At 66.9% G+C, this 22,225-nt stretch carries 27 protein-coding genes; 11 read left to right on the top strand and 16 right to left on the bottom strand.

From position 1 onward, the window contains the following. Positions 1-399 carry an MAPEG family protein gene (locus tag B2Y21_RS04840; RefSeq protein WP_292057515.1) on the bottom strand — a complete coding sequence of 133 codons (399 nt, stop codon included), beginning with the start codon at positions 397-399 and terminating at the stop codon, positions 1-3. Positions 400-464: 65 nt separating this feature from the next. Continuing rightward, positions 465-1,925: an IMP dehydrogenase gene (gene guaB, locus B2Y21_RS04835; RefSeq protein ID WP_292057513.1), complete on the bottom strand. Its 1,461-nt coding sequence runs from the start codon at positions 1,923-1,925 to the stop codon at positions 465-467. Between the two features lie 128 nt (positions 1,926-2,053). Between guaB and B2Y21_RS04830 the strand changes: the two genes are divergently transcribed. Next, complete coding sequence (locus tag B2Y21_RS04830; protein ID WP_292057511.1) at positions 2,054-2,626, top strand: DUF2061 domain-containing protein; 573 nt, start codon at positions 2,054-2,056, stop codon at positions 2,624-2,626. 171 nt (positions 2,627-2,797) lie between these two features. On the opposite strand, the gene B2Y21_RS04825 is transcribed toward B2Y21_RS04830, so the two are convergent. Beyond that, on the bottom strand, positions 2,798-3,520 hold the full coding sequence (locus tag B2Y21_RS04825) for an RlmE family RNA methyltransferase (RefSeq protein WP_292057510.1): 723 nt from the start codon (positions 3,518-3,520) through the stop codon (positions 2,798-2,800). Positions 3,521-3,600: 80 nt separating this feature from the next. Between B2Y21_RS04825 and B2Y21_RS04820 the strand changes: the two genes are divergently transcribed. Further along, complete coding sequence (locus tag B2Y21_RS04820; RefSeq protein ID WP_087140057.1) at positions 3,601-4,065, top strand: peptidylprolyl isomerase; 465 nt, start codon at positions 3,601-3,603, stop codon at positions 4,063-4,065. 24 nt (positions 4,066-4,089) lie between these two features. On the opposite strand, the gene B2Y21_RS04815 is transcribed toward B2Y21_RS04820, so the two are convergent. The 3 genes from B2Y21_RS04815 to B2Y21_RS04805 form a co-directional block, all read right to left on the bottom strand. Next, positions 4,090-4,596 (bottom strand): hypothetical protein, encoded by a 507-nt coding sequence (locus B2Y21_RS04815; RefSeq protein ID WP_292057509.1) that lies wholly within the window; start codon positions 4,594-4,596, stop codon positions 4,090-4,092. A gap of 5 nt (positions 4,597-4,601) precedes the next feature. Beyond that, positions 4,602-5,225, bottom strand: a complete 624-nt coding sequence (locus B2Y21_RS04810) for a methyltransferase family protein (protein WP_292057507.1) — start codon at positions 5,223-5,225, stop codon at positions 4,602-4,604. A gap of 92 nt (positions 5,226-5,317) precedes the next feature. After that, entirely contained in the window at positions 5,318-6,283 is a 966-nt protein-coding gene (locus tag B2Y21_RS04805; RefSeq protein WP_292057504.1) for a M20/M25/M40 family metallo-hydrolase, read from the bottom strand. A gap of 146 nt (positions 6,284-6,429) precedes the next feature. On the opposite strand from B2Y21_RS04805, the gene ligA reads away from it, so the two are divergent. The 3 genes from ligA (at position 6,430) to B2Y21_RS04790 (ending at position 9,973) form a co-directional block, all read left to right on the top strand. Continuing rightward, the gene (ligA, locus tag B2Y21_RS04800; protein ID WP_292057503.1) at positions 6,430-8,754 is read left to right on the top strand and encodes an NAD-dependent DNA ligase LigA; all 2,325 of its coding nucleotides are present in this window, start codon (positions 6,430-6,432) and stop codon (positions 8,752-8,754) included. Beyond that, positions 8,733-9,368: a 3'-5' exonuclease gene (locus B2Y21_RS04795; RefSeq protein WP_292057501.1), complete on the top strand. Its 636-nt coding sequence runs from the start codon at positions 8,733-8,735 to the stop codon at positions 9,366-9,368. The genes ligA and B2Y21_RS04795 overlap by 22 nt, the downstream gene beginning before the upstream one ends. 182 nt (positions 9,369-9,550) lie before the next feature. Continuing rightward, positions 9,551-9,973, top strand: a complete 423-nt coding sequence (locus tag B2Y21_RS04790; RefSeq protein WP_003164483.1) for a DUF2147 domain-containing protein — start codon at positions 9,551-9,553, stop codon at positions 9,971-9,973. 228 nt (positions 9,974-10,201) lie between these two features. On the opposite strand, the gene B2Y21_RS04785 is transcribed toward B2Y21_RS04790, so the two are convergent. The 5 genes from B2Y21_RS04785 to B2Y21_RS04765 form a co-directional block, all read right to left on the bottom strand. Beyond that, positions 10,202-11,185, bottom strand: a complete 984-nt coding sequence (locus tag B2Y21_RS04785; protein WP_292057498.1) for an aldo/keto reductase — start codon at positions 11,183-11,185, stop codon at positions 10,202-10,204. Between the two features lie 215 nt (positions 11,186-11,400). Continuing rightward, positions 11,401-12,093, bottom strand: coding sequence for an LrgB family protein (locus tag B2Y21_RS04780; RefSeq protein WP_292057496.1), 693 nt, complete (start codon positions 12,091-12,093; stop codon positions 11,401-11,403). Beyond that, the gene (locus tag B2Y21_RS04775) at positions 12,090-12,455 is read right to left on the bottom strand and encodes a CidA/LrgA family protein (protein ID WP_292057494.1); all 366 of its coding nucleotides are present in this window, start codon (positions 12,453-12,455) and stop codon (positions 12,090-12,092) included. Before B2Y21_RS04775 ends, B2Y21_RS04780 begins: the two co-directional genes overlap by 4 nt. Before the next feature lie 4 nt (positions 12,456-12,459). Then, complete coding sequence (locus B2Y21_RS04770; RefSeq protein ID WP_292057492.1) at positions 12,460-14,283, bottom strand: aminopeptidase P family protein; 1,824 nt, start codon at positions 14,281-14,283, stop codon at positions 12,460-12,462. A 131-nt stretch (positions 14,284-14,414) separates the two neighbouring features. Further along, positions 14,415-14,783, bottom strand: a complete 369-nt coding sequence (locus B2Y21_RS04765) for a winged helix-turn-helix transcriptional regulator (protein ID WP_292057490.1) — start codon at positions 14,781-14,783, stop codon at positions 14,415-14,417. 117 nt (positions 14,784-14,900) lie between these two features. Between B2Y21_RS04765 and B2Y21_RS04760 the strand changes: the two genes are divergently transcribed. From B2Y21_RS04760 to B2Y21_RS04750, 3 genes are read left to right on the top strand one after another with little or no spacing between them, the layout of a single operon-like run. Then, positions 14,901-15,518, top strand: coding sequence for a glutathione binding-like protein (locus B2Y21_RS04760; RefSeq protein WP_292057487.1), 618 nt, complete (start codon positions 14,901-14,903; stop codon positions 15,516-15,518). Then, positions 15,515-15,892, top strand: a complete 378-nt coding sequence (locus tag B2Y21_RS04755) for a nuclear transport factor 2 family protein (protein ID WP_292057485.1) — start codon at positions 15,515-15,517, stop codon at positions 15,890-15,892. The genes B2Y21_RS04760 and B2Y21_RS04755 overlap by 4 nt, the downstream gene beginning before the upstream one ends. 13 nt (positions 15,893-15,905) lie before the next feature. Then, positions 15,906-16,124: a tautomerase family protein gene (locus tag B2Y21_RS04750; protein WP_292057483.1), complete on the top strand. Its 219-nt coding sequence runs from the start codon at positions 15,906-15,908 to the stop codon at positions 16,122-16,124. Between the two features lie 78 nt (positions 16,125-16,202). Here B2Y21_RS04750 and B2Y21_RS04745 read toward each other — a convergent pair whose 3' ends face one another. Beyond that, the gene (locus B2Y21_RS04745; protein WP_292057481.1) at positions 16,203-17,069 is read right to left on the bottom strand and encodes a 50S ribosomal protein L11 methyltransferase; all 867 of its coding nucleotides are present in this window, start codon (positions 17,067-17,069) and stop codon (positions 16,203-16,205) included. 81 nt (positions 17,070-17,150) lie between these two features. Between B2Y21_RS04745 and B2Y21_RS04740 the strand changes: the two genes are divergently transcribed. Next, positions 17,151-17,741: a hypothetical protein gene (locus tag B2Y21_RS04740; protein WP_292057479.1), complete on the top strand. Its 591-nt coding sequence runs from the start codon at positions 17,151-17,153 to the stop codon at positions 17,739-17,741. A gap of 80 nt (positions 17,742-17,821) precedes the next feature. Here B2Y21_RS04740 and B2Y21_RS04735 read toward each other — a convergent pair whose 3' ends face one another. The 3 genes from B2Y21_RS04735 to B2Y21_RS04725 all read right to left on the bottom strand — a co-directional run bounded on the left by B2Y21_RS04735 (position 17,822) and on the right by B2Y21_RS04725 (position 19,598). After that, positions 17,822-18,028 carry a DUF3126 family protein gene (locus B2Y21_RS04735; protein WP_003164469.1) on the bottom strand — a complete coding sequence of 69 codons (207 nt, stop codon included), beginning with the start codon at positions 18,026-18,028 and terminating at the stop codon, positions 17,822-17,824. 89 nt (positions 18,029-18,117) lie between these two features. Next, positions 18,118-18,939: a serine O-acetyltransferase gene (gene cysE / locus B2Y21_RS04730; protein ID WP_292057476.1), complete on the bottom strand. Its 822-nt coding sequence runs from the start codon at positions 18,937-18,939 to the stop codon at positions 18,118-18,120. A gap of 29 nt (positions 18,940-18,968) precedes the next feature. Next, positions 18,969-19,598, bottom strand: coding sequence for an NUDIX domain-containing protein (locus B2Y21_RS04725; protein ID WP_292057473.1), 630 nt, complete (start codon positions 19,596-19,598; stop codon positions 18,969-18,971). Between the two features lie 45 nt (positions 19,599-19,643). On the opposite strand from B2Y21_RS04725, the gene B2Y21_RS04720 reads away from it, so the two are divergent. Next, a complete protein-coding gene (locus B2Y21_RS04720; protein WP_292057471.1) occupies positions 19,644-20,246 on the top strand; it encodes a nitroreductase family protein in 603 nt (200 codons plus the stop codon). A gap of 33 nt (positions 20,247-20,279) precedes the next feature. On the opposite strand, the gene B2Y21_RS04715 is transcribed toward B2Y21_RS04720, so the two are convergent. Then, positions 20,280-21,137 carry a DUF817 domain-containing protein gene (locus B2Y21_RS04715; RefSeq protein WP_409410816.1) on the bottom strand — a complete coding sequence of 286 codons (858 nt, stop codon included), beginning with the start codon at positions 21,135-21,137 and terminating at the stop codon, positions 20,280-20,282. Between the two features lie 136 nt (positions 21,138-21,273). Between B2Y21_RS04715 and B2Y21_RS04710 the strand changes: the two genes are divergently transcribed. Beyond that, positions 21,274-22,206 (top strand): hypothetical protein, encoded by a 933-nt coding sequence (locus tag B2Y21_RS04710; protein WP_292057470.1) that lies wholly within the window; start codon positions 21,274-21,276, stop codon positions 22,204-22,206. Positions 22,207-22,225: the final 19 nt, after the last annotated feature.

Raw genomic sequence — 22,225 nt, 5'->3', positions numbered from 1 at the left:
TCAGTCTCGGATGAAAAGGGCCAGAAGGCACATCGCCAGTCCCGCAAGCGAGACCAGCCACACCAGCGACCGGATATAGGGAACGCCCAGGGCGTACAGCGGGATATAGGCGACGCGCGCCCAGAAGTAGAGGGCCGCGCCCCACGCCGTCAGCGCGCCGGTCCGATCGGCGACCTGGGCGATCAGCACGGCGCCGATGAACAGCGGCAGGGTCTCGAACAGATTGGCCTGCGCCCGCTCCAGACGGCCGACGACAGGGCTGTGCGCCTCGGGCGTCGTGTCCCGCGCCCCGGCGTTCCACGACAGGCCGAACTCGCGCGTCCGGGCGAAGGCGGGCAGGAAGACCTGCACCAAAGCCAGCACCAGCGTCGCCGCCAGATAGGTGAGTTCAGTCGTCACGCCGGTCTCCTGTTCCACTAGCCCAAAACAAAACCGCTCCCGGCCGGGGCCGGGAGCGGATCAGGTCAGCCCTGACGATAGTTGGGCGCCTCGCGCGTGATCATCACGTCATGGACGTGGCTTTCACGAAGGCCCGCATTGGTGATGCGGACGAAGCGCGCGCGCTCCTGGAAGTCCGCGATGGTGGCGCCGCCGACATAGCCCATCGAGGCGCGCAGGCCGCCGACCAGCTGGTGCACCACCGGGGCGATCGGCCCCTTATAGGCGGTCTGGCCCTCGATGCCCTCGGGGACCAGCTTCTCGGACGAGACTTCCTTCTGGAAGTAGCGGTCGGCCGAGCCGCGCGCCATGGCGCCCACCGAGCCCATGCCGCGATACGACTTGTAGGACCGGCCCTGGTACAGGAAGACCTCGCCGGGGCTTTCGTCCGTGCCTGCGAACATCGAACCCATCATGGCGACATTGGCGCCCGCCGCGATGGCCTTGGCCAGATCGCCCGAGAACTTGATGCCGCCGTCGGCGACGACCGAGGCGCCCGTGCCCTGCGCCGCGCGGGCGGCGTCGACGATGGCCGTCAGTTGCGGCACGCCCACGCCCGCGACGATGCGGGTGGTGCAGATGGAACCCGGCCCGATGCCGACCTTCACCGCATCGGCGCCCGCGTCGATCAGGGCGCGGGTGGCGTCATAGGTGGCGACGTTGCCGGCGATGATCTGGACGCGGTTGTTCTCGCGCTTGATGCGCTCGACCACCTGGGCGACCGAGGCCGAGTGGCCGTGGGCGGTGTCGATCACCACCACGTCCGCGCCCGCATCGGCCAGCGCCATGGCGCGCTCGAACCCGGCGTCGCCGACGGTCGAGGCGGCGCCGACGCGCAGACGACCCTGCTCGTCCTTGCAGGCGTTGGGGAAGGCCTGGGCCTTCTGGATGTCCTTCATGGTGATCAGGCCGACGGCGCGATAGGCGTCGTCCACCACGATGACCCGCTCGATCTTGCGGGTGCGCAGCAGCTCGCGCGCCGCCTCGCGCCCGGCCGAGCCTTCGCGCAGGGTGATCAGCTCGCCGGTCGTCATCAGATCGGCGGCCTTGAGGTTCAGATCCGTCTCAAAGCGCATGTCGCGGTTGGTCAGCATGCCGACCAGCTTGCCGCTCTTGGGGTCGACCACGGGGAAGCCGGTGATCTTCTTGCGCTCGACGATCTGTAGGACTTCGCCCAGCGTCGTGTCGGGGGCGACCGTGACCGGGTTCACCACCATGCCGCTTTCATAGCGTTTGACGGCGCGGACCTCTTCGGCCTGCTCGTCGATGGTCATGTTCCGGTGCAGCACGCCCATGCCGCCCGCCTGCGCCATGGCGATGGCCAGGCGGCTTTCCGTCACCGTGTCCATGGCGGACGACAGCAGCGGGATGTTCAGTTTGATTTCGCGTGTCAGCTGGGTCGAGACATCAACCTCAGCCGGCATGACCTCGGACGGACCGGGTTCGAGCAAAACGTCATCGAAGGTTAGGCCTTCGCGTATCTCCATTTGGAGCCTCCATTTTGCGGGCCGCGTATAGCCCCCGTTTGCGGGGAACCGCAACCCCAAGCCCGCGCTATCGTGCATATAAGAGGAATTGCCTTGAAACGGACGGCGAGAGGCCGCATTTCCCGATAATGGTTCGCATCTTGATCAACACGGCGCGACAGCTCGCTCTCAAGATTGCGAGCTACGGCGCCATGCACCTGATCGTGGCGATCCTGGTGGCTTTCGCCCTGACCCGCGACTGGCGGCTGGCCCTGGCGGTCGGGGTGGTCGAGCCGATCTTCCAGACCATCGCCTATTCCATCCACGACCGCGTCTGGCACCGGGTCGAGCGCCGCAAGATGCTGTCCGGCGTCGAGGAGACGGCCGAAGCCTTCACCGCCCGTCTGGAGGTGATGAACGCGCACGAGCAGAACCGCGCGCACAACCACCACGGCCACGGACACGGGCACAGCCACGCCCTGCCCCGCAACCTGAAGCAGGTGGCGCTGAAGACCGTCACCTACGGCGTCATGCACTTCACGGTGGCGGTTCTGGTGGCCTTCGCCCTGACGCGCGACATCCGCATCGCCCTGGCCATCGGCACGATCGAACCGCTGGTGCAGACGGTCTTCTTCACCCTGCACGACCGCATCTGGACGCGAGTCGAGGCCAAGAAAGCCGCCCGCCGCGCCGCTGCGGCGGCTGAAGGCGCATCGGCGTAACCGACGCCGTCAGCTCTCCCACACGCCGTCATCCTCGGGCTTGACCCGAGGATCCAGTGCGGCGACGCGCTCATCCTCGCCGACGTCACGCAGACGGAAAGGCTGGATCCTCGGGTCAAGCCCGAGGATGACGGCTGTTATTTATGGGTGGGAAGACAGCGAGCCAGCGCCCTACCGCTTATTCAGCGCCACCAGGAAAACCTCGGCGCTGCCCTTGCGGCTCGATTCGGGCTTCACGTATTTCACCGTCTCGAACTCTTCGCGCAGGCGCGTCAGCACCCCGCCGGCGTCGCCGCCCTGGAAGTTCTTCGACACGAAATTCCCGCCCGGCCGCAGGGTGCGGATAGCGAAGTCGGCCGCGATCTCGATCAGGGCGATGATCTTCAGGTGGTCGGTCTGGCGATGGCCGATGGTGTTGTGCGCCATGTCCGACAGCACCAGGTCCGGCGGCCCGCCGATGGCGTCCAGCATCTGCTGATCCACGCCCGGATCGGTGAAGTCCGCCTGAATCAGCGTCGCGCCGGGGATCGGCTCGATCATCAGCAGGTCCACGCCCGCCACCGCCGCCGCGCCGCGATCCAGCGCCACCTGCACCCAACCGCCCGGCGCCGCGCCCAGGTCGATGACCCGCGAGCCGCGCCTGATCAACCGGTATTTGTCGTCGATCTCCATCAGCTTGAAAGCCGCGCGGCTGCGCCAGCCCTCGGCCCGCGCGCGGTCCGACCATTCGTCGGACAGTTGCCGCTTGATCCACGCCTGACTGGACAGCGACTTCTTGTCGGCCGTCTTGATCTTCTGGCCGACCTTGCGGCCCGAGGCCGTACCGCCCGTGGGCAGGCGCACCATGCGGCGGCGTTCCTGCGGCTTGTCGGCGGGCTTTTCGTCTTCACTCATGCTTCCCACATAGCCCTGACGGCGTTCAGCCGCTATGACCCGCGCACAATTCCGGCTCGCATAACCTCAAGGAGCGCCCGATGGCCGACCAAACCCTGACCTTCACCCTGGACACCGGCGACGGCGAAGACCGCAACGTCGTCATCAAGTTGCGCGACGACCTGGCGCCCAACCACGTCAAGCAGATCACCGATCTGGCCAAGGAAGGCTTCTACGACGGCGTGGTCTTCCACCGCGTGATTCCGGGCTTCATGGCCCAGGGCGGCGACCCGACGGGCACCGGCACCTCGGGCTCGAAGAAGCCCAACCTGAAGCAGGAATTCTCGAAGGAGCCGCACGTCCGCGGCGTCTGCTCCATGGCCCGCACCGCCAACCCGGACAGCGCCAACTCGCAGTTCTTCATCTGCTTCGACGACGCCCGCTTCCTGGACGGCCAGTACACCGTCTGGGGCGAAGTGATCGAAGGCATGGATCACGTCGACGCCCTGCCCAAGGGCGAGCCGCCCCGCGCGCCGGGCAAGATCGTCAAGGCGACCGTCGCCTAAGGACGAAGGTTCAGCGGCGGGGGATCAGTCCCCCGCCCACCACCGCATCGACACCCCGTCGAAGGTCCGGCCCCCGACCTTCAGCGTCCCTTTCAGGACCACGCCCTGATCGCCCAGATTGCGCCGCGCCTTCGCCAGCGCATCCTGGTCCAGCCTTCCATCGAACGACACAGCGCCCAGATCGCGCGACCGCGCCTCAAAGCGCACATGGTCCTCGGTCACGTCATAGGCCGTCGGGATCAGCCGCGTGCGCCGCGCCTCATCACCCGCCGCGAACTCCAGCATGATCGGCGCATAGCCCGCCGTCCGCGCCCCGTCGCGCCAGCTCATGAAGTCGGGAACCTGCCCCATGAACAGGTGATGCAGCCGCCAGTCCCCGACCTGCACCGCCGTCGTGGGTATGTAATAGCCGGACACGTCCTCCGGCAGGTCGTGCTTGAAGGCGGCCGCCTGCGCTGTCTTGTCGGGCGTCGCGCCACGGTCGCAGGCCGCGACCGTCAGGGCCAGCGCCCCCGCCAGCAAGATCGGCAAGGCCCTCAAGGCAGACGCACCAGGGCCGACAGCCAACCCAGATCCTGCAACCGCTCGACCGACTCGAACAAAGGCACGGCCAGCAGGAACACCAGGCCGTCGCGCAGCGTCGTCAGGAAGAACTGCGGACGCACCTCCAGACTGTCGGCGTCGCGCCATTTGGAGAAGTCCGGCCCGAAACGCGGCGTCCGCGCGCAATAGTCCGCATAGGTCTGGCCGAAGGCGCCCGCCAGCCACGCCTCCTCGCGCTTCACCGTGGCGTAGAAGACCGCCACGGTCAGCAACAGGAAGACCGTCGCAAGCGTCATGCTGCCTGTCTGCGCGCCCACGCCGAACGCCCCCATGAAGCTGAAGACATACAGCGGGTTGCGGCTGATCGAATAGGGTCCGCGATCCACGATCTCGGCCTTCTTGCGCCCGCCGATATAGAGGGAGCACCAGGCCCGCCCGACAATGCAGACGGCGATCAGGCCCAGACCGAACGCCTCCAGCCCTTCATGCAGCATGGTCTCGCCGCCAATGGACCGGCTGACGAAGGCCAGCCCGACCACGCCGATCAGTCCGACCAGCAGCGCCGCCTTCCGCAGCTTCTGCACCCGCTGAAGATCAAAGCCCTGCGTCGCCGACATCTCTGTATTTCCTCGACTGATGAGAGGTGCGACAGAACGCCGCTCTAAAGGCGGTTTCAAGGCCTATCTTTGCAAGCGTTTTGCGACAGTCGTCACTGATCCAGCCACCGGTCCAGCGCCCGGAAGCCGCCGATGGCCAGTTCGGTCGAGTCCTGGAACACCGCCGGATTGACCTTCTCGAAGTCGTCGCTCGGACGGTGATAGTCCGTGTGATAGTTCACCCCGAAATACAGGAACGGCAGGCCCGCGCGGTGGAAGGCGGCATGGTCCGACGCCTCGACCCAGTTGTCGGCGCCCTTGTCCTCGGGCGTGTCCTTGCCGAAGGCGAAGGCGACGTTCCGGCGCGCCGGAACCTGATCCAGCACCGGGCGGAAATAGGGGTGCTGATACGTCCCCGTCACCCACAGCTTGCCGTCGCTGTCGGCCCGCGCCGTCATGTCGAAGTTCAGGTTCATCGCGATCGCGTGCAGCGGCACCGGCGGCGCCTCGACGAAATGCTTGGCGCCCAGCAGGCCCCGCTCCTCGCCGTCCAGCGCCACGATCAGCACGCTGTGCTCGGGCGGGTTGGCCTTCAGCCGCCTGGCCAGCTCCAGCATGGTCGCCACGCCCGAGGCGTTGTCGTCCGCGCCGTTGTAGATCTGGCCGTCATTGACGCCGACGTGGTCATAGTGGGCCGTCACCACGATGTATTTGTCGGCCACGCGCGTGCCGGGGATCACGCCGATGATGTTGGTCCCGCTGTAGGTCTTCGTCCCCTCGCGCGTGCGGCCCTGCATCTCCCACGGCTGCAGACGCCCCATCGGCGAGGGCTGGACGCCCAGCGCCTCCAGCCGCGCCACGATGTATTCACGCGCCTTGGCCCCGCCTTCCGAGCCGGTGTCGCGCCCCTGCATGTCGTCGGCCGACAGGATGCGCAGATCATCCATCAACTGGGCGTAATCGGCCGAGGCGGCGGCGGCGATGGGCGTTTCCGACGCGGCCGGGACGGTCATCGTCTCACAGGCGGCCAGCGTCAGGGCGGCGGCGATCACGGACAGGCTGACGAGGACAGGACGCATGGAGGGCTCCGGCAGGAATCTTTGAGGCGCGACGCTAGCGGCCCCCGGCCGCCGCGTCAGATTACCTTTCTGTCATGCCGCGTCTGCCATCAAGGTCGGGGGATGATAAGGAACCGTTCCGCCTTTGCCGACTTCCTGCGATTCTCATGTCCGACCTTCTCACGCCCGTCGAAACCCAGACCGAAGCCCAGGCGCGCGAAGAGCTGGAGCGCCTGTCGGCCGAACTGTCGCGTCACGACGCCCTGTATTACGCCGACGCCGCGCCCGAGATTTCCGACGCCGACTACGATGACCTGAAACGCCGCGCCCTCGACATCGAGACCCGCTTCCCGTCCCTGTCCAGCCCCGTCTCCCCGTCCCAGCGCGTCGGCGCCCCCGCCTCGACCCAGTTCGCCGAGGTCCGCCACGGCGTGCCCATGCTGTCGCTGGACAACGCCTTCGACGACGGCGAGGTGCGCGACTTCGTGGCCCGCATCGCCCGCTTCCTGAAGCTGCCGGGCGACGAGCCGATCGCCTTCGTCGCCGAACCCAAGATCGACGGCCTCTCCGCCAGCCTGCGCTACGAAAAGGGCGTCCTGGTTCAGGGCGCCACGCGCGGCGACGGCAGGACGGGCGAGGACGTGACCGCCAACCTGCGCACTTTGGACAGCATCCCCCAGACCCTCACCGGCTCGGGCTGGCCCGACGTCATCGAGATTCGCGGCGAGGTCTACGCCCCCAACGCCGCCTTCGACGCTTTCAACGCGGCGGCCGAGGCCGAAGGCAAGCGCACCTACGCCAATCCCCGCAACTTCGCCGCCGGGTCGCTGCGTCAGAAAGACCCTAAGATCACGGCCCTGCGCCCCCTGACCTTCTTCGCCTACGCCTGGGGCGAAACCTCCGCCCCGTTCGCCGAGACGCAGGCAGGCGCGCTGGAGGCCTTCCGCAGCTGGGGCTTTCAGGTCAACGACCGCTCGGCCCGCGTCGAGGGCGCCGAAGGGCTGATCGGCGTCTATCAATCGCTGGAGGCCGACCGCAGCCGCCTCGGCTACGACATCGACGGCGTGGTCTATAAGGTCGACCGGCTGGACTGGCAGCAGCGCCTCGGCTTCATCGCTCGCAGCCCCCGCTGGGCCATCGCCCACAAGTTCCCGGCGCAGCAGGCGACGACCGTTCTGGAAGGCATCGACATCCAGGTCGGCCGCACCGGCTCCCTGACCCCCGTCGCCCGCCTGCATCCCGTCACCGTCGGCGGCGTCGTGGTCCGCAACGCCACCCTGCACAACGAGGACGAGATCGCCCGCAAGGACGTCCGCATCGGCGACACCGTCGTCCTGCAACGCGCCGGCGACGTCATCCCCCAGATCGTCGGCGTGGTCGATACGCTGCGTCCCGAGGGCGCCGTCCCTTACGTCTTCCCCACCGTCTGCCCCGTCTGCGGCTCCGAAGCCGTGCGCGAGGGGGACGAGGTCAAGCGCCGCTGCACCGGCGGCCTGATCTGCGACGCCCAGATCGTCGAACGCCTCAAGCATTTCGTCAGCCGGCGCGCCTTCGACATTGAAGGCCTCGGCGAAAAGCAGTTGATCGCCTTCCACGCGCGCGGCTGGATCAAGGAGCCCGCCGATATCTTCCGCCTGGCCCGCGACGAGGAGAAGCTGGCCCTGCTGCGCGCCGAGGACGGCTATGGCGAGACCAGCGTCCGCAACCTGATCGCCGGCATCGACGCGCGCCGCGTCATCAGCCTCGACCGCCTGATCTTCGGTCTGGGCGTGCGTGAGATCGGCGAGCAGACCTCGCTGGTCCTGTCGCGCGCCTTCGGCAGCTGGACCGCCTTCCGCGACGCCTGCATGGCCGCCGCGAACGGCCTCGCCAGCGATGACTGGAAGACCCTGGCCGCGACCCACGCCATCTCGACCCGCGTCTTGGGCCTGATGGCCGAGGCGCAGCCTCCCGCCGACGATCCGTGGCCGGAAGCGCCGATGGATCAGAAGATCGCCCTCGCCTTCCCCGGCATGGCCGCACCCGCCCGCCGCTCGCTGGCGGAAATCTCCGAAGGCTGGTCCGACCTGACCCGCTGGGCCGCCGTCGCGCGCGATGAAGGCCCGTCCGACATGCTGAACCAGATCGCGGGCGTCTCCGGCGTCGGCCCGGTCGCCGCCGAAGCGCTGGCCCACTTCTTCCACGAACCGCACAACCTTCAGGTCGTCGACGCTCTGCTGGCCCAGCTCGAGCGCGTCGAGGACGTGGCCGCCCCCGTGACCGACAGCCCCGTCGCGGGCAAGACCGTGGTCTTCACCGGCTCTCTGGAACGCTTCACCCGCGACGAAGCCAAGGCCCGCGCCGAAAGCCTCGGCGCCAAGGTCAGCGGCTCAGTCTCCAAGAAGACCGATTACGTCGTCGCCGGACCCGGCGCCGGGTCCAAGCTGAAGGACGCCGAAAAGCACGGCGTCGCCGTCCTGACCGAGGACGAGTGGCTGGCGCTTATTTCCTGATGCACGCCGTCGCCATCGACTTCGAAACCGCCAATGAGCAGCGGGCCAGCCCCTGCTCCATCGGCCTGGCCTGGATCAACGACGGCGTCATCGAATCCGTCGAGCACCACTACATCCGCCCGCCGGGGATGCGCTTCGCCAGCTTCAACATCGCCTTCCACGGCATCGGCCCCGAACAGGTGGAGGACGCCGAGGAATTCCCCGCCGTCCTGGCCGCCATCGCCCCGCGTCTCGAAGGCCGCACGGTGCTGGCCCACAACGCTGCCTTCGACGTCAGCGTCATCCGCAACACCTGCGACCACTACGGCCTGACCTATCCCGAGTTCGACTACCTCTGCACCGTCAAGCTGGCCCAGATCAGCTGGCCTGAGTTCCCCTCGCACAAGCTGAACAACGTCTGCGCCGAACTGGGCGTCGCCTTCCGCCACCACGACGCGGCCGAGGACGCCTTCGCCTGCGCCTCCGTGGCCCTGGCGGCGGCTCAAGTGCATCAGGCGGCCGACTGCCGCGCACTGGCCGACGCCAGCCGCCTGACGCCCGGCCGCATCTGGCGCGACGGCTACACCCCCTGCTCCAACGCCGGAACCCGCCCCCGCCGCCCGCGCGGCGGCTGACCGATGCCTCCCGCAAAAGACGCCCGAATCCATCGCCTTAGGCGCCCGCAGCGCGGTCAACTTGACCTAAGGTCATGTAATCGTTGAGTGAAGTTCACAATTTCGGCCTTGTTTCAGACCGAACCCCGGATCATCCTTCGTCCAAGGGATCGCCTCAACGATCCGTCAGAAGGAAAACGCCGATGAAGACCTCCGTCCTGACGGCGCTCGCCGTCGCAGCCGCCGCCCTCGCTTCTCCGGCCCTCGCCAGCGACCCGACCGGCCTGTGGCAGACCCCGACCAACGGCGGTCAGGTCCGCATCGAGCGTTGCGGCCAGGCCCTGTGCGGCGTCCTCGTCACCTCCAGCCATATCCGCGCCGATCCGAACGTGCGCGACGCCCGCAACAAGGACGAGTCCTTGCGGACCCGCCCCCTGCGTGGCCTGCGGATGCTGTCGGGCTTCACCGGCGGCCCGACCGAATGGCGCGGCGGCTCGGTCTATAACCCCGAAGACGGCGGCACCTATCGCGGCACCATCACCCTGACCAACGACAACACCCTGCGCCTGCGCGGCTGCATCGTCGCCCCCCTGTGCAAGACCCAGACCTGGACCCGCGTTCAGTAGACTTGATTGGCGTTGAGTGGCGCTCGCGCCCCTTCACTCCCGTTCATCCCGGCGGACGCCGGGATCCAGTGATTTGGCTTCAACCCCATTGGTCAGTTGTGGAGCGCGTGGCTCTTGCTGGATCCCGGCGTCCGCCGGGACGAGCGGAGCTAGGTCGCAATCAACGCTCAACATCAATCCAGCTATGAAAGACGCCTCCCCCGCGATCGCGAGGGAGGCGTTTTCACATCAGCGGTTCAGCGAGCTCATGCCGCCGGGCGCATACCGCTCGCCCGCCGCCGCTCCGCGCGGGAAGACGGCTTCGATCCGCGCCAGATCATCCGGCGTCAGTACGATATCCGCCGCTGCCGCGTTCTGCTCCAGCGTCGTGATCCGGCGCGTGCCGGGGATGGGAACCAGATCGTCCCCCTGCGCCAGCACCCAGGCCAGGGCCAGTTGCGCCGCCGTCACCCCCTTGTCCGCCGCGATGGCGCCGACCGCATCGACCAGATCGAGGTTCTTCTGGAAGTTGTCGCCTGCAAAGCGCGGGTTCGTCCGGCGGAAATCGTCCGGCGCCAGGTCGTCGATCGACTTGATCTCCCCCGACAGGAAGCCCCGGCCCAACGGGCTGTAAGGCACGAAGCCGATGCCCAACTCACGCACCACGCCCAGCAGTTCGTCCTCCGGGTCGCGGCTCCACAGCGAATACTCGGTCTGCAAGGCCGTGATCGGATGCTCGGCATGGGCGCGGCGCAGGGTGGCGGGCGCAGCCTCGGACAGGCCTAGAAAGCGGACCTTGCCCTCCTTCACCAGCTCGGCCATCGCCCCGACCGTCTCCTCGATCGGCGTATTGGGGTCGATGCGGTGCTGGTAATAGAGGTCGATGTGGTCGACGCCCAGGCGGCTGAGACTGCCCTCGACCGCGCGGCGCACGTTGGCGGGCGAGCCGTCGGTGACGGCCGAGCCGTCCGGCTGGCGATTGATGCCGAACTTGGTGGCGATGAAGGCCTCGTCACGGCGCTCCTTCAGCGCCTTGCCCAGCAGGACTTCATTAGTGTGGGGGCCGTACATCTCGGCCGTATCGAACAGGCTGACGCCCAGGTCGAGCGCGCGGTGGATCACCGCAATGGATTGGGCCTCGTCCGCTGCGCCGTAAAAGGCGCTCATGCCCATGCAGCCCAGACCGACGGCCGAGACCTCAGGGCCGTTACGGCCCAGCTTGCGCATCTTCATCCGCGCATTCCTTCTGATGTGAGGGGGTCGGCGGCGCATCCGCCGACGCTCTTCAGATGGGCGCCGTATGGCCTTATTTCAAGGGGCGCGCCCCTCACTTCCCCGCTCATCCCGGCGGAGGCCGGGACCCAGTGCTTTGGCTTCAAGCATATTGTTCATGTGCGGAGCGCGGGGCTCTTACTGGGTCCCGGCCTCCGCCGGGATGAGCGGATGGATCACAGCAAACTGGCCACAACCGACAGGATCGTCGCCGTCGCCACGGCGTTCAGCGCCATGCCCAGACTGGCGAAGGCGCCCGCCGTCTGGTCCACCTGAAACGCCCGCGCCGCGCCGAAGCCGTGCGCGGACACCCCGACCGCAAAGCCCCGCGCCCGCCAGTCCCTGATCTTCAGCAGGTTCAGCAGCGGCGTCGCCGTCATCGCTCCGAACACCCCCGACATCAGCACGATCACCGCCGCCAGCGCCGGTATGCCGCCCAGCTGAGAGGCCACCGCCATGCCCACCGGCGTCGTCGTGGCGCGCGGCGCGATGGAAGCCATGATCTCGACCGGCGCCCCGAACAGCCAGACGATGCCCACGGCGCTGACGATGGCCGTTACGGCTCCCGCCAGCAGGGCGCAGGCCAGAGGTTTCGCCAGCCGCCGGATCGTCGCCCGCTGCGCCCAGATCGGCACGGCCAGCCCCACCACCGCCGGTCCCAGCAGGAAGCCCAGCACCTGCGTCGCCTCGGCGTATGTGGCGTAGGGCGTCTTCGTCGCCAGCAGCACCCCGATCAGCACCGGCGTCGCCAGCAGCACCGGATGGCACAGCGGATGGCGCCCGCTGCGCCGAGACAGCACGTCCGCCGCCTCGAACACCACCAGCGTCACCGCCAGCCACAGCAAAGGCGTCGCGATCAGGTCGCTCACGACGCCTCCTCGCTATCTGCCTCTGGCTCGCGCCCCGCCACGGCGCGGAACACCAGCGCCGTCATCGCCAGCGTCAGCAGGGTCGAGACCGCCACCGCCACGATAATGCCGAGACCATGGCGCGACAGGATCGCCCCCTCCTCCATCACCCCAACGGCGGCGGGCACGAACATGATCGACAGATGCGCCGTCAGCCAGCCCGTCACCTGCGTCAGCGTCAGCCGCTCCCTCGGAACAAGGGCCAGCCACGCCAGCAGCAGCACCATGCCGATCACCGACCCCGGCAGGGGCAGGCCCGTCAGCCGGTGGATGACCTCGCCCGCCAACTGGCAGACGAGCAGCAGGGCGATGGCGCCGATCATCGGATCAGAGCGGCGCCGTCTGCGTCTTCAGCCACGCCAGCGCCGCCTCGTCCTTCTGCACGCCGTCGGCCAGCAGAGGCCCGACCTTGGCGAGAACCTCGGCGTGATAGGCGTCCACGTAAGCCCGCTCATCCGCCGTCAGCAGCGCCACGTCGATCAGACGGCGATCCAGCGGCGCCAGCGTCAACTGCTCAAACCCGTGCATCGGCCGCTCGCCGCCCGGAACCTGGGCCGAGGCCGTGACGACCTGCAGCGTCTCGATGCGGATGCCCCACTCGCCTTCGCGGTAATAGCCCGGCTCATTCGACAGGATCATGCCGGTCAGCAGCGGTTGATCCGTGCCCCAGCCGGCGATGCGCTGCGGCCCCTCATGCACGCCCAGATAGGAGCCCACACCGTGGCCCGTGCCGTGGTCGAAGTCGAAGCCCGCGTTCCACAGCGGCTGGCGCGCAATGGCGTCCAGCTGGCGCCCGCTGGTCCCGGCCGGGAAGCGGATCACCGCCATGGCGATGTGGCCCTTCAGGACTAGGGTGAACATCCGGCGCTGATCGGCCGTGCCCTCGCCGATGGCCATGGTGCGGGTCACATCCGTGGTCCCGTCCAGATACTGACCACCGCCGTCCACCAGCAGCAGACTGCCCGTCTCCATCGGGCGGATCTTGGCCCCGACCGGCTTGTAGTGCGGCAAAGCGCCGTTCGGTCCGACCCCGGCGATGGTGTCGAAGGACAGATCCTTCAGCATCCCTGTCGCCTCGCGGAAGCCCTCCAGCGCCTCGACCACCGCCCGCTCGTCCGGCAGGGTCTTCTGCGCGACCGTATCGACCCAGTGCAGGAACCGGGTCAGGGCCGCGCCGTCGCGGATGTGCGCCTGGCGGCTGCCCTCGATCTCGACGGCGTTCTTCTGGGCGCGCGGCAGGGCGCAGGGGTCCATGCCGCGCACGATGCTCGCGCCCGCCGCTTCCAGTCGGTCGAAATACCAGGCCGAGGACACGGCCGGATCAATCATCACCTTGCGGCCCGACAGGGCGTCCAGCGCGCCGGGCAGCGCCTCGGGCGCCTCCAGCGTCACGGCGTCGCCCAACCAGCCGGGCAGTTCGTTCGTCACCTTGGCCGGGTCGAGGAAGACGCTCGCCGTCCCGTCCGCCTTCACCACCGCCTGACCCAGCGGCAGCGGCGTGCGGATCACATCGCCGCCGCGAATATTGAACAGCCAGGCCAGCGACGACGGCGCCGTCAGCACGGCGGCCTCGGCCCCGGCGTCGGCGATGGCCTTGCCGATGCGGGCGCGCTTCGACGCGGCGTCCTCGCCGGAATAGCGGTCCTCATGCGGAACCACCGGCGCCTGCGGCTGAGCCGGGCGAGCGTCGCCCCAGGCCAGGTCGATCGGATTGGCCTCGACCGCCTTCAGCGTCCCCCCGGCCTTCTCGACCGCCGCGCGCAGGCTCGCCAGCGCATCGGGGCTGTGCAGACGCGGGTCATAGCCGATCATCGAACCCGACGGCACAGCCGCCAGCCAGTCGGCAAGTTTGTTCAGCGGCTGGCGCTCGAACAGGGCCTCGTCCGTCTGGGCCTTGGCTTGCACCGTATAACGGCCGTCGACGAAGACCGCCGCGCGATCCTTCAGCACCACGCCCGCCCCGGCCGAGCCGGTGAAGCCGCTGACCCAGGCCAGCCGCTCATTGGCGTCGGGCAGGTATTCGTTCTGATGCTCGTCCTCATGCGGGACCAGCAGGCCGTCGAGGCCCTGCTTGGCCATCTCGGCGCGAAGCAGAGGCAGGTGCTTGGCCCCGAAGGACGGATCGGTGGTTTCGTCGAATGTCTGGCGCATGGGTCGCACTTATACCCTTCTCGTCCGGCGCGAGAAGGCGGCTTTCCAGCCCATCCGCCGCGTTCATGCTTTTTCGCCCCGACCTTCAGACAAGCAGTTCAAAAGCGAAGCGGATTCTGCGTGTCCGCGCTTCAGTCGGCGTCTTTCCGTGCATCCTTCGCCACCGCCTTCAGGCGATGGCCGACCTCGACGATGGCCGTCAGCGCCGGGATCAGTTCGCCGCCCAGCGCCGTCAGGGCGTATTCGACCGAAGGCGGCGAGGTCGGCACGACCCGTCGATCCAGAACGCCCCGCGTCTGCAACTCGCGCAGGCGCTGGGACAGCACCTTGGCGGATACGGGCGGGATATCGGCGCGAAGCTCGCTGAACCGCCGCGGGCCTTCGCGCAGATGCCAGATCACATTCGCCGCCCAGGCTCCCGAGATCACCGCCATGCATTCGGTCAGGTCGCATCGTTCCGGCGGCGGCGCGCTGCGGTTCTTGCGCATCTTGAGGGTCATGTCGAAGGCCGCCGGTTACCGGGAAGAAACTCCATAATGCGATAACCATTGGAAACTTCATTGGCAATGGAAACCTCGACGCCTAGGTCTGCCCTCTCTTCAGACAGGAGCTTTTCCATGCGCCTCTACTTCAAGCCGGGAGCGTGTTCGCTCGCCTCCCGGATCGTCCTCATCGAACTCGGCCAGACGTTCGAGGCGATCAGGGTCGATACCGACGCGGGCCTGACCGAGGACGGTCGCGACTATCGCGCCGTCAATCCCCGCGGCTATGTGCCGGCTCTGGAACTCAAGAACGGTCGGGTCATCACCGAGAACCCGGCGGTGCTTCAGTATCTGGCCGACCTGCAGCCCGATCGTCTGGCGCCCGCCGCCGGAAGTTGGGATCGCGTGCGTCTGCAGGAGGCCCTGAGCTTCATCTCTTCCGAGCTTCACAAGGCCTTCTCGCCCTTCTTCCACGGCGAGGCGCAGGACGAACGCCGGGCGCCCGCCGAGGCCCTGCTCAAACGACGCCTCGGCGAGGTCGAACAGATGCTCGGACAGGAAAGCCCCTACCTGCTCGGAGACCAGATGAGCGTGGCGGACATCTATCTGTTCGTCGTGCTGAACTGGACGAGCTTCATCGGCTTCAGCCTTCAGGGCTGGCCGCGCCTGTACGACTTCATGTCGCGCATGGGCGCCCATGCGTCTGTAAGGACCGCCCTGCTGCAGGAAGGCCTGCTGAAGGACGCCGCATGACAGCCCCCTTCCCCCAGATCACGCGCCTGCTCACGGACTATTTCGACGGTCTCTACGACTGCGATGTCGAAAAGCTGACGTCGGTCTTCCACCCGCAGGCCGTCTACGCCACCGCCGACGAGACGCCCCTGCTGTTCCGCACCATGGAGGAATACCTCCCCATCGTCGCAGCCCGGCAATCGCCCGCCTCGCGCCAGGAGCCGAGGCGGGATCATATCGACGAGATTCAGCTGGCCGGCGACAACACGGCGCTTGCGCGGGTTCGCTGCTCGATCGGCGACCGGGACTTCGTCGACTTCCTGTCTCTCGTGCGCACCGACGGCCAGTGGTGGATCATCGCCAAGGTCTTCCAGATCATCGAACGCAAAGCCTAGGAGGGGCGCGACAATGCCTTACGTCAACATCCGGATCACCCGTGAAGGCGCGACACGAGAACAGAAGGCGCAACTGATCGCCGGCGTCACCAACCTTCTTTACGAGGTGCTCGACAAGCCGCCCGCCGTGACCTTCGTGGTCATAGACGAGGTGCCGTTGGAGGATTGGGGCGTCGGCGGCCTGCCCGTCGATGAATACCGCCAGTCCCTCGCCGCCGCGCCGAAAAGCTAGTACGCCCGGCCCGCGCGACAAAGCAGCCCGGCCCCTTCAGCCGGGCTGCGCTTGTTTGCGAACAACCCCCGTTGCGCCCTACTTCTTGCGCAGTTGCAGCGCGCTCCACGCATCATGATGGATCGTCTGCTCGACCACGAAGCCCAGCGGCAGATAGGCCTCCAGAATCCGCTCCTCCTGCGTGCGCAGCAGGCCCGACAGGATGGCGACCCCGCCCGACTTCAGCGCCGCCCCGATCTCGGGCGCCAGGAACACCAGCGGCGCGGCCAGGATGTTGGCGAACACCAGGTCATAGGGCGCGTGCTGGGCGATGCGCGCATCGCTCAGGCCGTCGGCGAAATAGAACTCGCACTTGGCGTCGTTGATCTGGGCGTTCTCATTGGCGATGCGGGCCGAAGGCTCGTCGATGTCGGTGCCGACGGCGATGGGCGACCCCGTCCTGGCCGCCGCGATGGCCAGCACGCCCGTGCCGCAGCCCACGTCCAGAACCTTCTCGAAGGTCTCGGTCTTCAGCAGATTGTCGAACGCCTCCAGGCAGCCGACCGTCGTGCCGTGGTGGCCGGTGCCGAAGGCGGCGCCCGCATCGATCTTCAGATTGACCCGGCCCTCGGGCACCTTGCCCTGATCGTGTGCGCCGTAGACGAAGAAGCGTCCCGCCTCGACCGGCGGCAGGCCCGACAGGCTCATGGCCAGCCAGTCGGCGTCGGCCAGCTTCTCGACCACGACCTCCAGTCCCGGCGTGGCGCGCAGGATTTCGGCGATGCCCTCGGCCTCTTCATCGGTCGTGGGGAAGGCGTCGATGCGCCAGATTTCCTTGTCCTCGTCCTCTTCCAGGATGGAATAGGTCGCATTTTCCAACAGGGGGTTGGCGTCGATAGCGGCGGCGGCGGCTTCGGCCGGGGCGCGATCGCCGCGCGCGATCACCTGAACTGCGGATTCGGACATTTCTCAAACACCGTTATAATGACGAATCGCCAGTGCGGGCTTGGTTCTTACGCCCGTGTCCAACGAGGGGTCGGGGAGTTTATGGCCAAAGCACCGTCTGAAACGAAACCTGCCGCGAAAGCGGCCTCCGCCGCTTCCAAGCCGAAACCGGCGGCAAAGTCGAGCGCGACAGCGACAAAAGCTGACGCCAAGCCCAAGGCCGTAAAGGCGCCCGCCGCGACAAAGGCCCCCGCCAAGGCGGCTGCGCCCAAGGCTGCCAAGCCTGCTGCGGCAAAGACCGCCGCTGCGCCGAAGGCAGCAGCCGCACCAAAGACCGCCGCGAAGACGCCGGCCGCCAAGAAACCCGCAACGCCGAAGGCTCCGGCTGCAGCAAAGGCGACCACGGCCAAGGCCGCCGCGCCGAAGAAGGCTGCTGCGCCCAAGAAGCCCGCCGCGCCCAAGGCCGCCGCTCCGGCCCCGGTCGAGACGCCGGTCGCCGCCTCCCTCGCCCCCGCGCCCATCGCCGAGACCAAGCCCGCGCCGAAGCCCGAGCCGGTCGTCGCTGCGGCCCCCGCTCAGGTCGAGCCGCCCGTTCAGGCCACGGCGCCCAAGCCCGCCGCCGAGCCGGTCAAGCCGGTCGAGGCCCCCGCCCCGCAGAAGAAGGGTTTCTTCGCCCGTCTGTTCGGCTGGTGATCAAAGGCTGATCCCAAACGCAAAGAAGGCCGGAGAGGACGCCCTCTCCGGCCTTCTTCAATTCTCATGGCTGAGACGGCTTATTCCGGCAGGTCTTCGGCCAGGATCGCCATTTCGAACATGAAGGAACCGGCTTCGTCCTCATCTTCGAACACCACGCCGATGAACTCGTCATCGACATAGACTTCGGCGGAATCGGCGACCTTGCGGGCTTTCACCTTGATGCCGCCGTGGTTGAAGGTGCGCTTCAGGTGCGTCTCGACGCGCTTCAGATCATTCTCGGTCACGGGTAGCCTCGTTCATCTCGTTGGCGGCGGACCCTAGAGAAGCCCTCTGCCGATTGGAAGCCCGCACGGCATCAGCCCACAGCCGCGTCTCAGATCACGAAGTCATAGACGATGTCGGACAGCGTATGGTCCATGGTCCGCGCGGGCGTGGCGTCGGTCGGGCAGTTGACCAGCCGCGCCGGCACCCCCGCCACGGTGCAGCCCGCCGGCACCGGCTTCAGCACCACCGAGCCGGACGCCACCTTGGCGTAGTCGCCGACCGTGATGTTGCCCAGCACCTTGGCCCCGGCGCCCAGCAGAACGCCGCGCCCGATCTTCGGATGGCGGTCGCCGCGCTCGGCCCCCGTCCCGCCCAGGGTCACGGCGTGCAGCATGGACACCTCGTCCCCGATCACCGCCGTCTCACCGATGACGATGCCCGTGCCGTGGTCCAGAAAGACGCCCGAGCCGATCCGCGCCGCCGGGTGGATGTCCAGCTGGAACAGCTCCGAAATCCGGCTCTGGAAATGGAAGGCCAGGGTGTCGCGGTCCTGCTCCCACAGCCAGTGCGCCACGCGCCAGGCCTGCAGCGCCTGGAACCCCTTGAAATACATGAAAGGTTGCAACAGCGACCGGATCGCCGGATCGCGCTCCTGCACCGCCTTCAGGTCCGCCTCGGCGGCGGCCACGATGCCCGGATCGGCGGCGAAGGCCGACAGGGCCACCTCGCGCACCGTCATGGCCCCCAGCTCCGCATCACCCAGCTTGCGCGCGATCTGGAAGCTCAGCGCCCCGGCGAAATCCTCGTGCGCCAGGACGACGGCGTTCAACTGCGACGCCAGCCGCGGCTCCTCGCGCGCAGCGTCTTCGGCGGCGCCGCGCAGTTGCGTCCACAGGTCCGGCTGCTTGGGCACGACTTCCAGCTTGGCCATCAGGCTTCCTTCGAATTCAGACGGCGATCCTACGCGCCCAGCATGGCGCGCGCCAGCGCGGCGGGCAGTTCGCCCTCCCGCGCCATATGGTAGGCGCGGTACGCCGTCGCCACCGTCAGCCCGTCGCGCACCGCCCCTCGCGCGACCTCAGCCATCAGATCGCGGAACAGAACGCGCGCCGTCAGAAAGACCTCGGTCTCGTCCGGCGCCGTCTCGGTCTCGCTCAAGCCCCAGGCCACCCAGGCCATCGCCCGCTCGTCGGTGATGGAGTTGGACAGGTCCAGGTCCAGCGCCGCGCGCCAGTGCGTCGCCGTCAGCCCCGCCTCCTCGGCCAGTTCGCGCTTGACGGCCTCAAACGGGTCTTCCCCTTCCGGCGCCCCGCCCTCGGGCATCTCCCACGAATAACGCATCAGGGCGAAGCGGTGCTGCCCGACCAGGCTGACCGTCCCGTCGTCATGCAGCGGCAGCACGCCCGTGCCCACATTCTTCGGCCGCACGACCACATAGTCGGCGTCAGCCCCCGTCGGCGCGATCGCCGGGTGGCGCGTCACCCGCATCCATGGCGTGTCGACCAGGACGCTGTCGCCCAGGCTGCGCCACGGCGGCGTGTCGGGCAGGTTCTCGGCCCAGCGAGGCTTGATGTCGCGGATCTTGCTCATGCCCCTGCTATGGCGCAGCGCGTCCCGAAAGCCTAGCTATCGGCCATGAGCCAGTCAGACCTCGCTTCCGCCCTGCCCCTGCCCGTCCGTTCGGACGAGCTGCTGTCACGCCTGGCCGTGCGCCGCTCGGCCCCGGCCCAGTCGCTGTCCCTGCCCGGCCCCTCGGACGCCGAGATCGAGCAGATGCTGCTGCTGGGCGCCCGCACGCCGGACCACGGCAAGCTGTTTCCCTGGCGCTTCGTCATCCTGGGTCCGCGCAGCCGCGCCGAGCTGTCCGATGCCCTGGCCGTCCTGGGCGAGGCGCAGGCCCGTACCGGCAAGGAAATCGCCGCCCTGGCCAAGCTGGCCAACCCGCCGCTGACCGTCATGGTCGTCTCGACCCCGATCCAGGGCCACAAGGTGCCGGTATGGGAGCAGCAACTGTCCGCCGGCGCCGTCTGCATGAACCTGGAACACGCGGCCAATGCGCTGGGCTATTCGGCCAGCTGGATCACCGACTGGTATTCCTACGACCCCGCCGCCGTCGCCCTGTTCGGCGTCGAGGACGGCGAGAGCATCGCCGGCTTCATCCACGTCGGCTCCCTGTCCGAGCCCCCGCTGGAGCGCCCCCGCCCCAATCTGGAGCACAAGGTGACGGCCAGACCGTAACGCGCCCTTCTCCCCTTGTGGGAGAAGGACGCATCAGCGCCCCTCCTCCTCCGGCCGGTGCACGATCGACACCAGCACCACCGAGATGATCATCAACAGGAACCACGCCCCCAGCTTGTTAAGGCTGACCATATGCCATCCGGCCTCCTGCCCCGGATAGACCCAGGCCCGCGCGAACGTCCCCAGGTTCTCCGCGAACCAGATGAACAGCGCCACCAGCCCATAGCCCAACAGCAGCGGCATCGACCGCCGCGTCCGGTCGGCGGTGAAGAAGAACCACCCCCGCATGAACAGCAGCCCCGTCGCCGCGAACAGAGCCAGCCGCACGTCCGGCAGCCAGTGGTGCGCAAAGAAGTTGACGTAGATCGCCGCCGCCAGCACCCACGTCGTCCACAGCGGCGGATAGTTCCGCACCCGGATATGGAAGATGCGCTGCACCCGCGCGATGTAGCTGCCCACCGCCGCATACATGAAGCCCGAGAACAGCGGCACGGCGCCGATCCTCAGCACCGACTCTTCCGGATAGATCCACGACCCGTGATAGGTCTTGAACAGCTCCATGATCGTCCCGGCGACATGGAACAGGAAGATGACCCGCGCCTCCTCCCAGCTCTCCAGCTTCAGGGCCAGCATCGCCGCCTGTATCCCCAGCGCCCCCAGCACCAGAAAGTCATAGCGCGCCAGCGGCGCTTCCTCGGGCCAGAACAGAAACGTCCCCAGGATCAGCGCCAGCATCGCCCCGCCGAACAGACACGCCCACCCCTGCTTCAGCCCGAACCACAGGAACTCATAGGCGTACCGGCGAAGGCGCGAGCGGTCGGCCCACGCCTCGGCGTGGGTCATCAGGCGACGGCCCCAGACTTCGAGCGGGAGGCGGGAGGATGGGGTCATGGGCGGAGATTAAACGTGAATGCCTAGGATCAGCTCAGGTCGAGAGAGCACGAACACGCCAATACGAACATCAATCCCCCAAACGTTGATTATCGCCCGCCACTGTGCAGCTATCGCACAAGGATTGGAGTGATCGATGACGGCCGAACCCAAAAAAAGTAGCCGGGCTACAGCGCCCACCGACGCACCCGAAAGCACAAAATCGGTAGAATGCGGCATCATAATGCCGATCTCAGCGACTGACACTCATACAGAAAAACATTGGAGCAATGTGCAAGTTTTACTGCACAGAGCCATCCGCAAGGCCGACATGGCACCAATCAACGTTTGGTCAGGCGAGGTTATCGATAGAATTTCAGAGAGAATTGTTGGAAATATATTCTCTCACGACATAATCGTCGCAGATATTAGCGACCTCAATCCAAACGTCATGCTGGAACTCGGCCTTCGCCTTGCCTCGAAGAAACCAACGATCGTTATAGCAAATAGAGGAGGAGACATACCCTTCGATATTCGAGATTTCCATGTCCTCCAGTACCCCAGAGACTTAAATATTCTCGAAATGGAGGATTTTTTTGATCTTTTAGTAGATTCATTAAAAGCGAAACACAATGCGATACTTAACGGGACATACGAGCCATTTCTTGGAAAAGTCGTCGTAGATGTCGCCAGCCCTGAGACCAGGGCAATACCTATGAACGAACTAATTCTCGAACGCCTCGACGATCTAGCTAAACGCCTACCAAGGAGCGATGGGCGAAGAATTTCGCCTCCACTCCCACGCCCAAGCATCGATCGAGGGATCGTTCGTTTTAGGAGTGAAAAATCTAAGAGTACGGCATTCTTTTCTCTGCCCCTCGCTACGGCCTCCACGATTCTAGATCAAATCTCCAGCTCTTACACAACCGTAACGACAATTTTCGAAGAACCAGGAATAATATACGTTGCAGCATCAAGTGTGCCGCCTCGAGACTCGGAAAGCGCATCAGAGGCAGCAACTGCGTCAGTTGTTCGGGCTTACGACGGTTTCATAGGAGTACCTGCGGAGTACGCGGCAAAGTACAAGTAAGCCCACACTCAGCTCCAAA

This window comes from Brevundimonas sp. UBA5936 (assembly GCA_002430835.1).
In the GTDB taxonomy this organism is placed as follows: domain Bacteria; phylum Pseudomonadota; class Alphaproteobacteria; order Caulobacterales; family Caulobacteraceae; genus Brevundimonas.
Note: the sequence above shows the minus strand (reverse complement) of the source record. Positions and strands in the feature narration are given on the sequence as shown.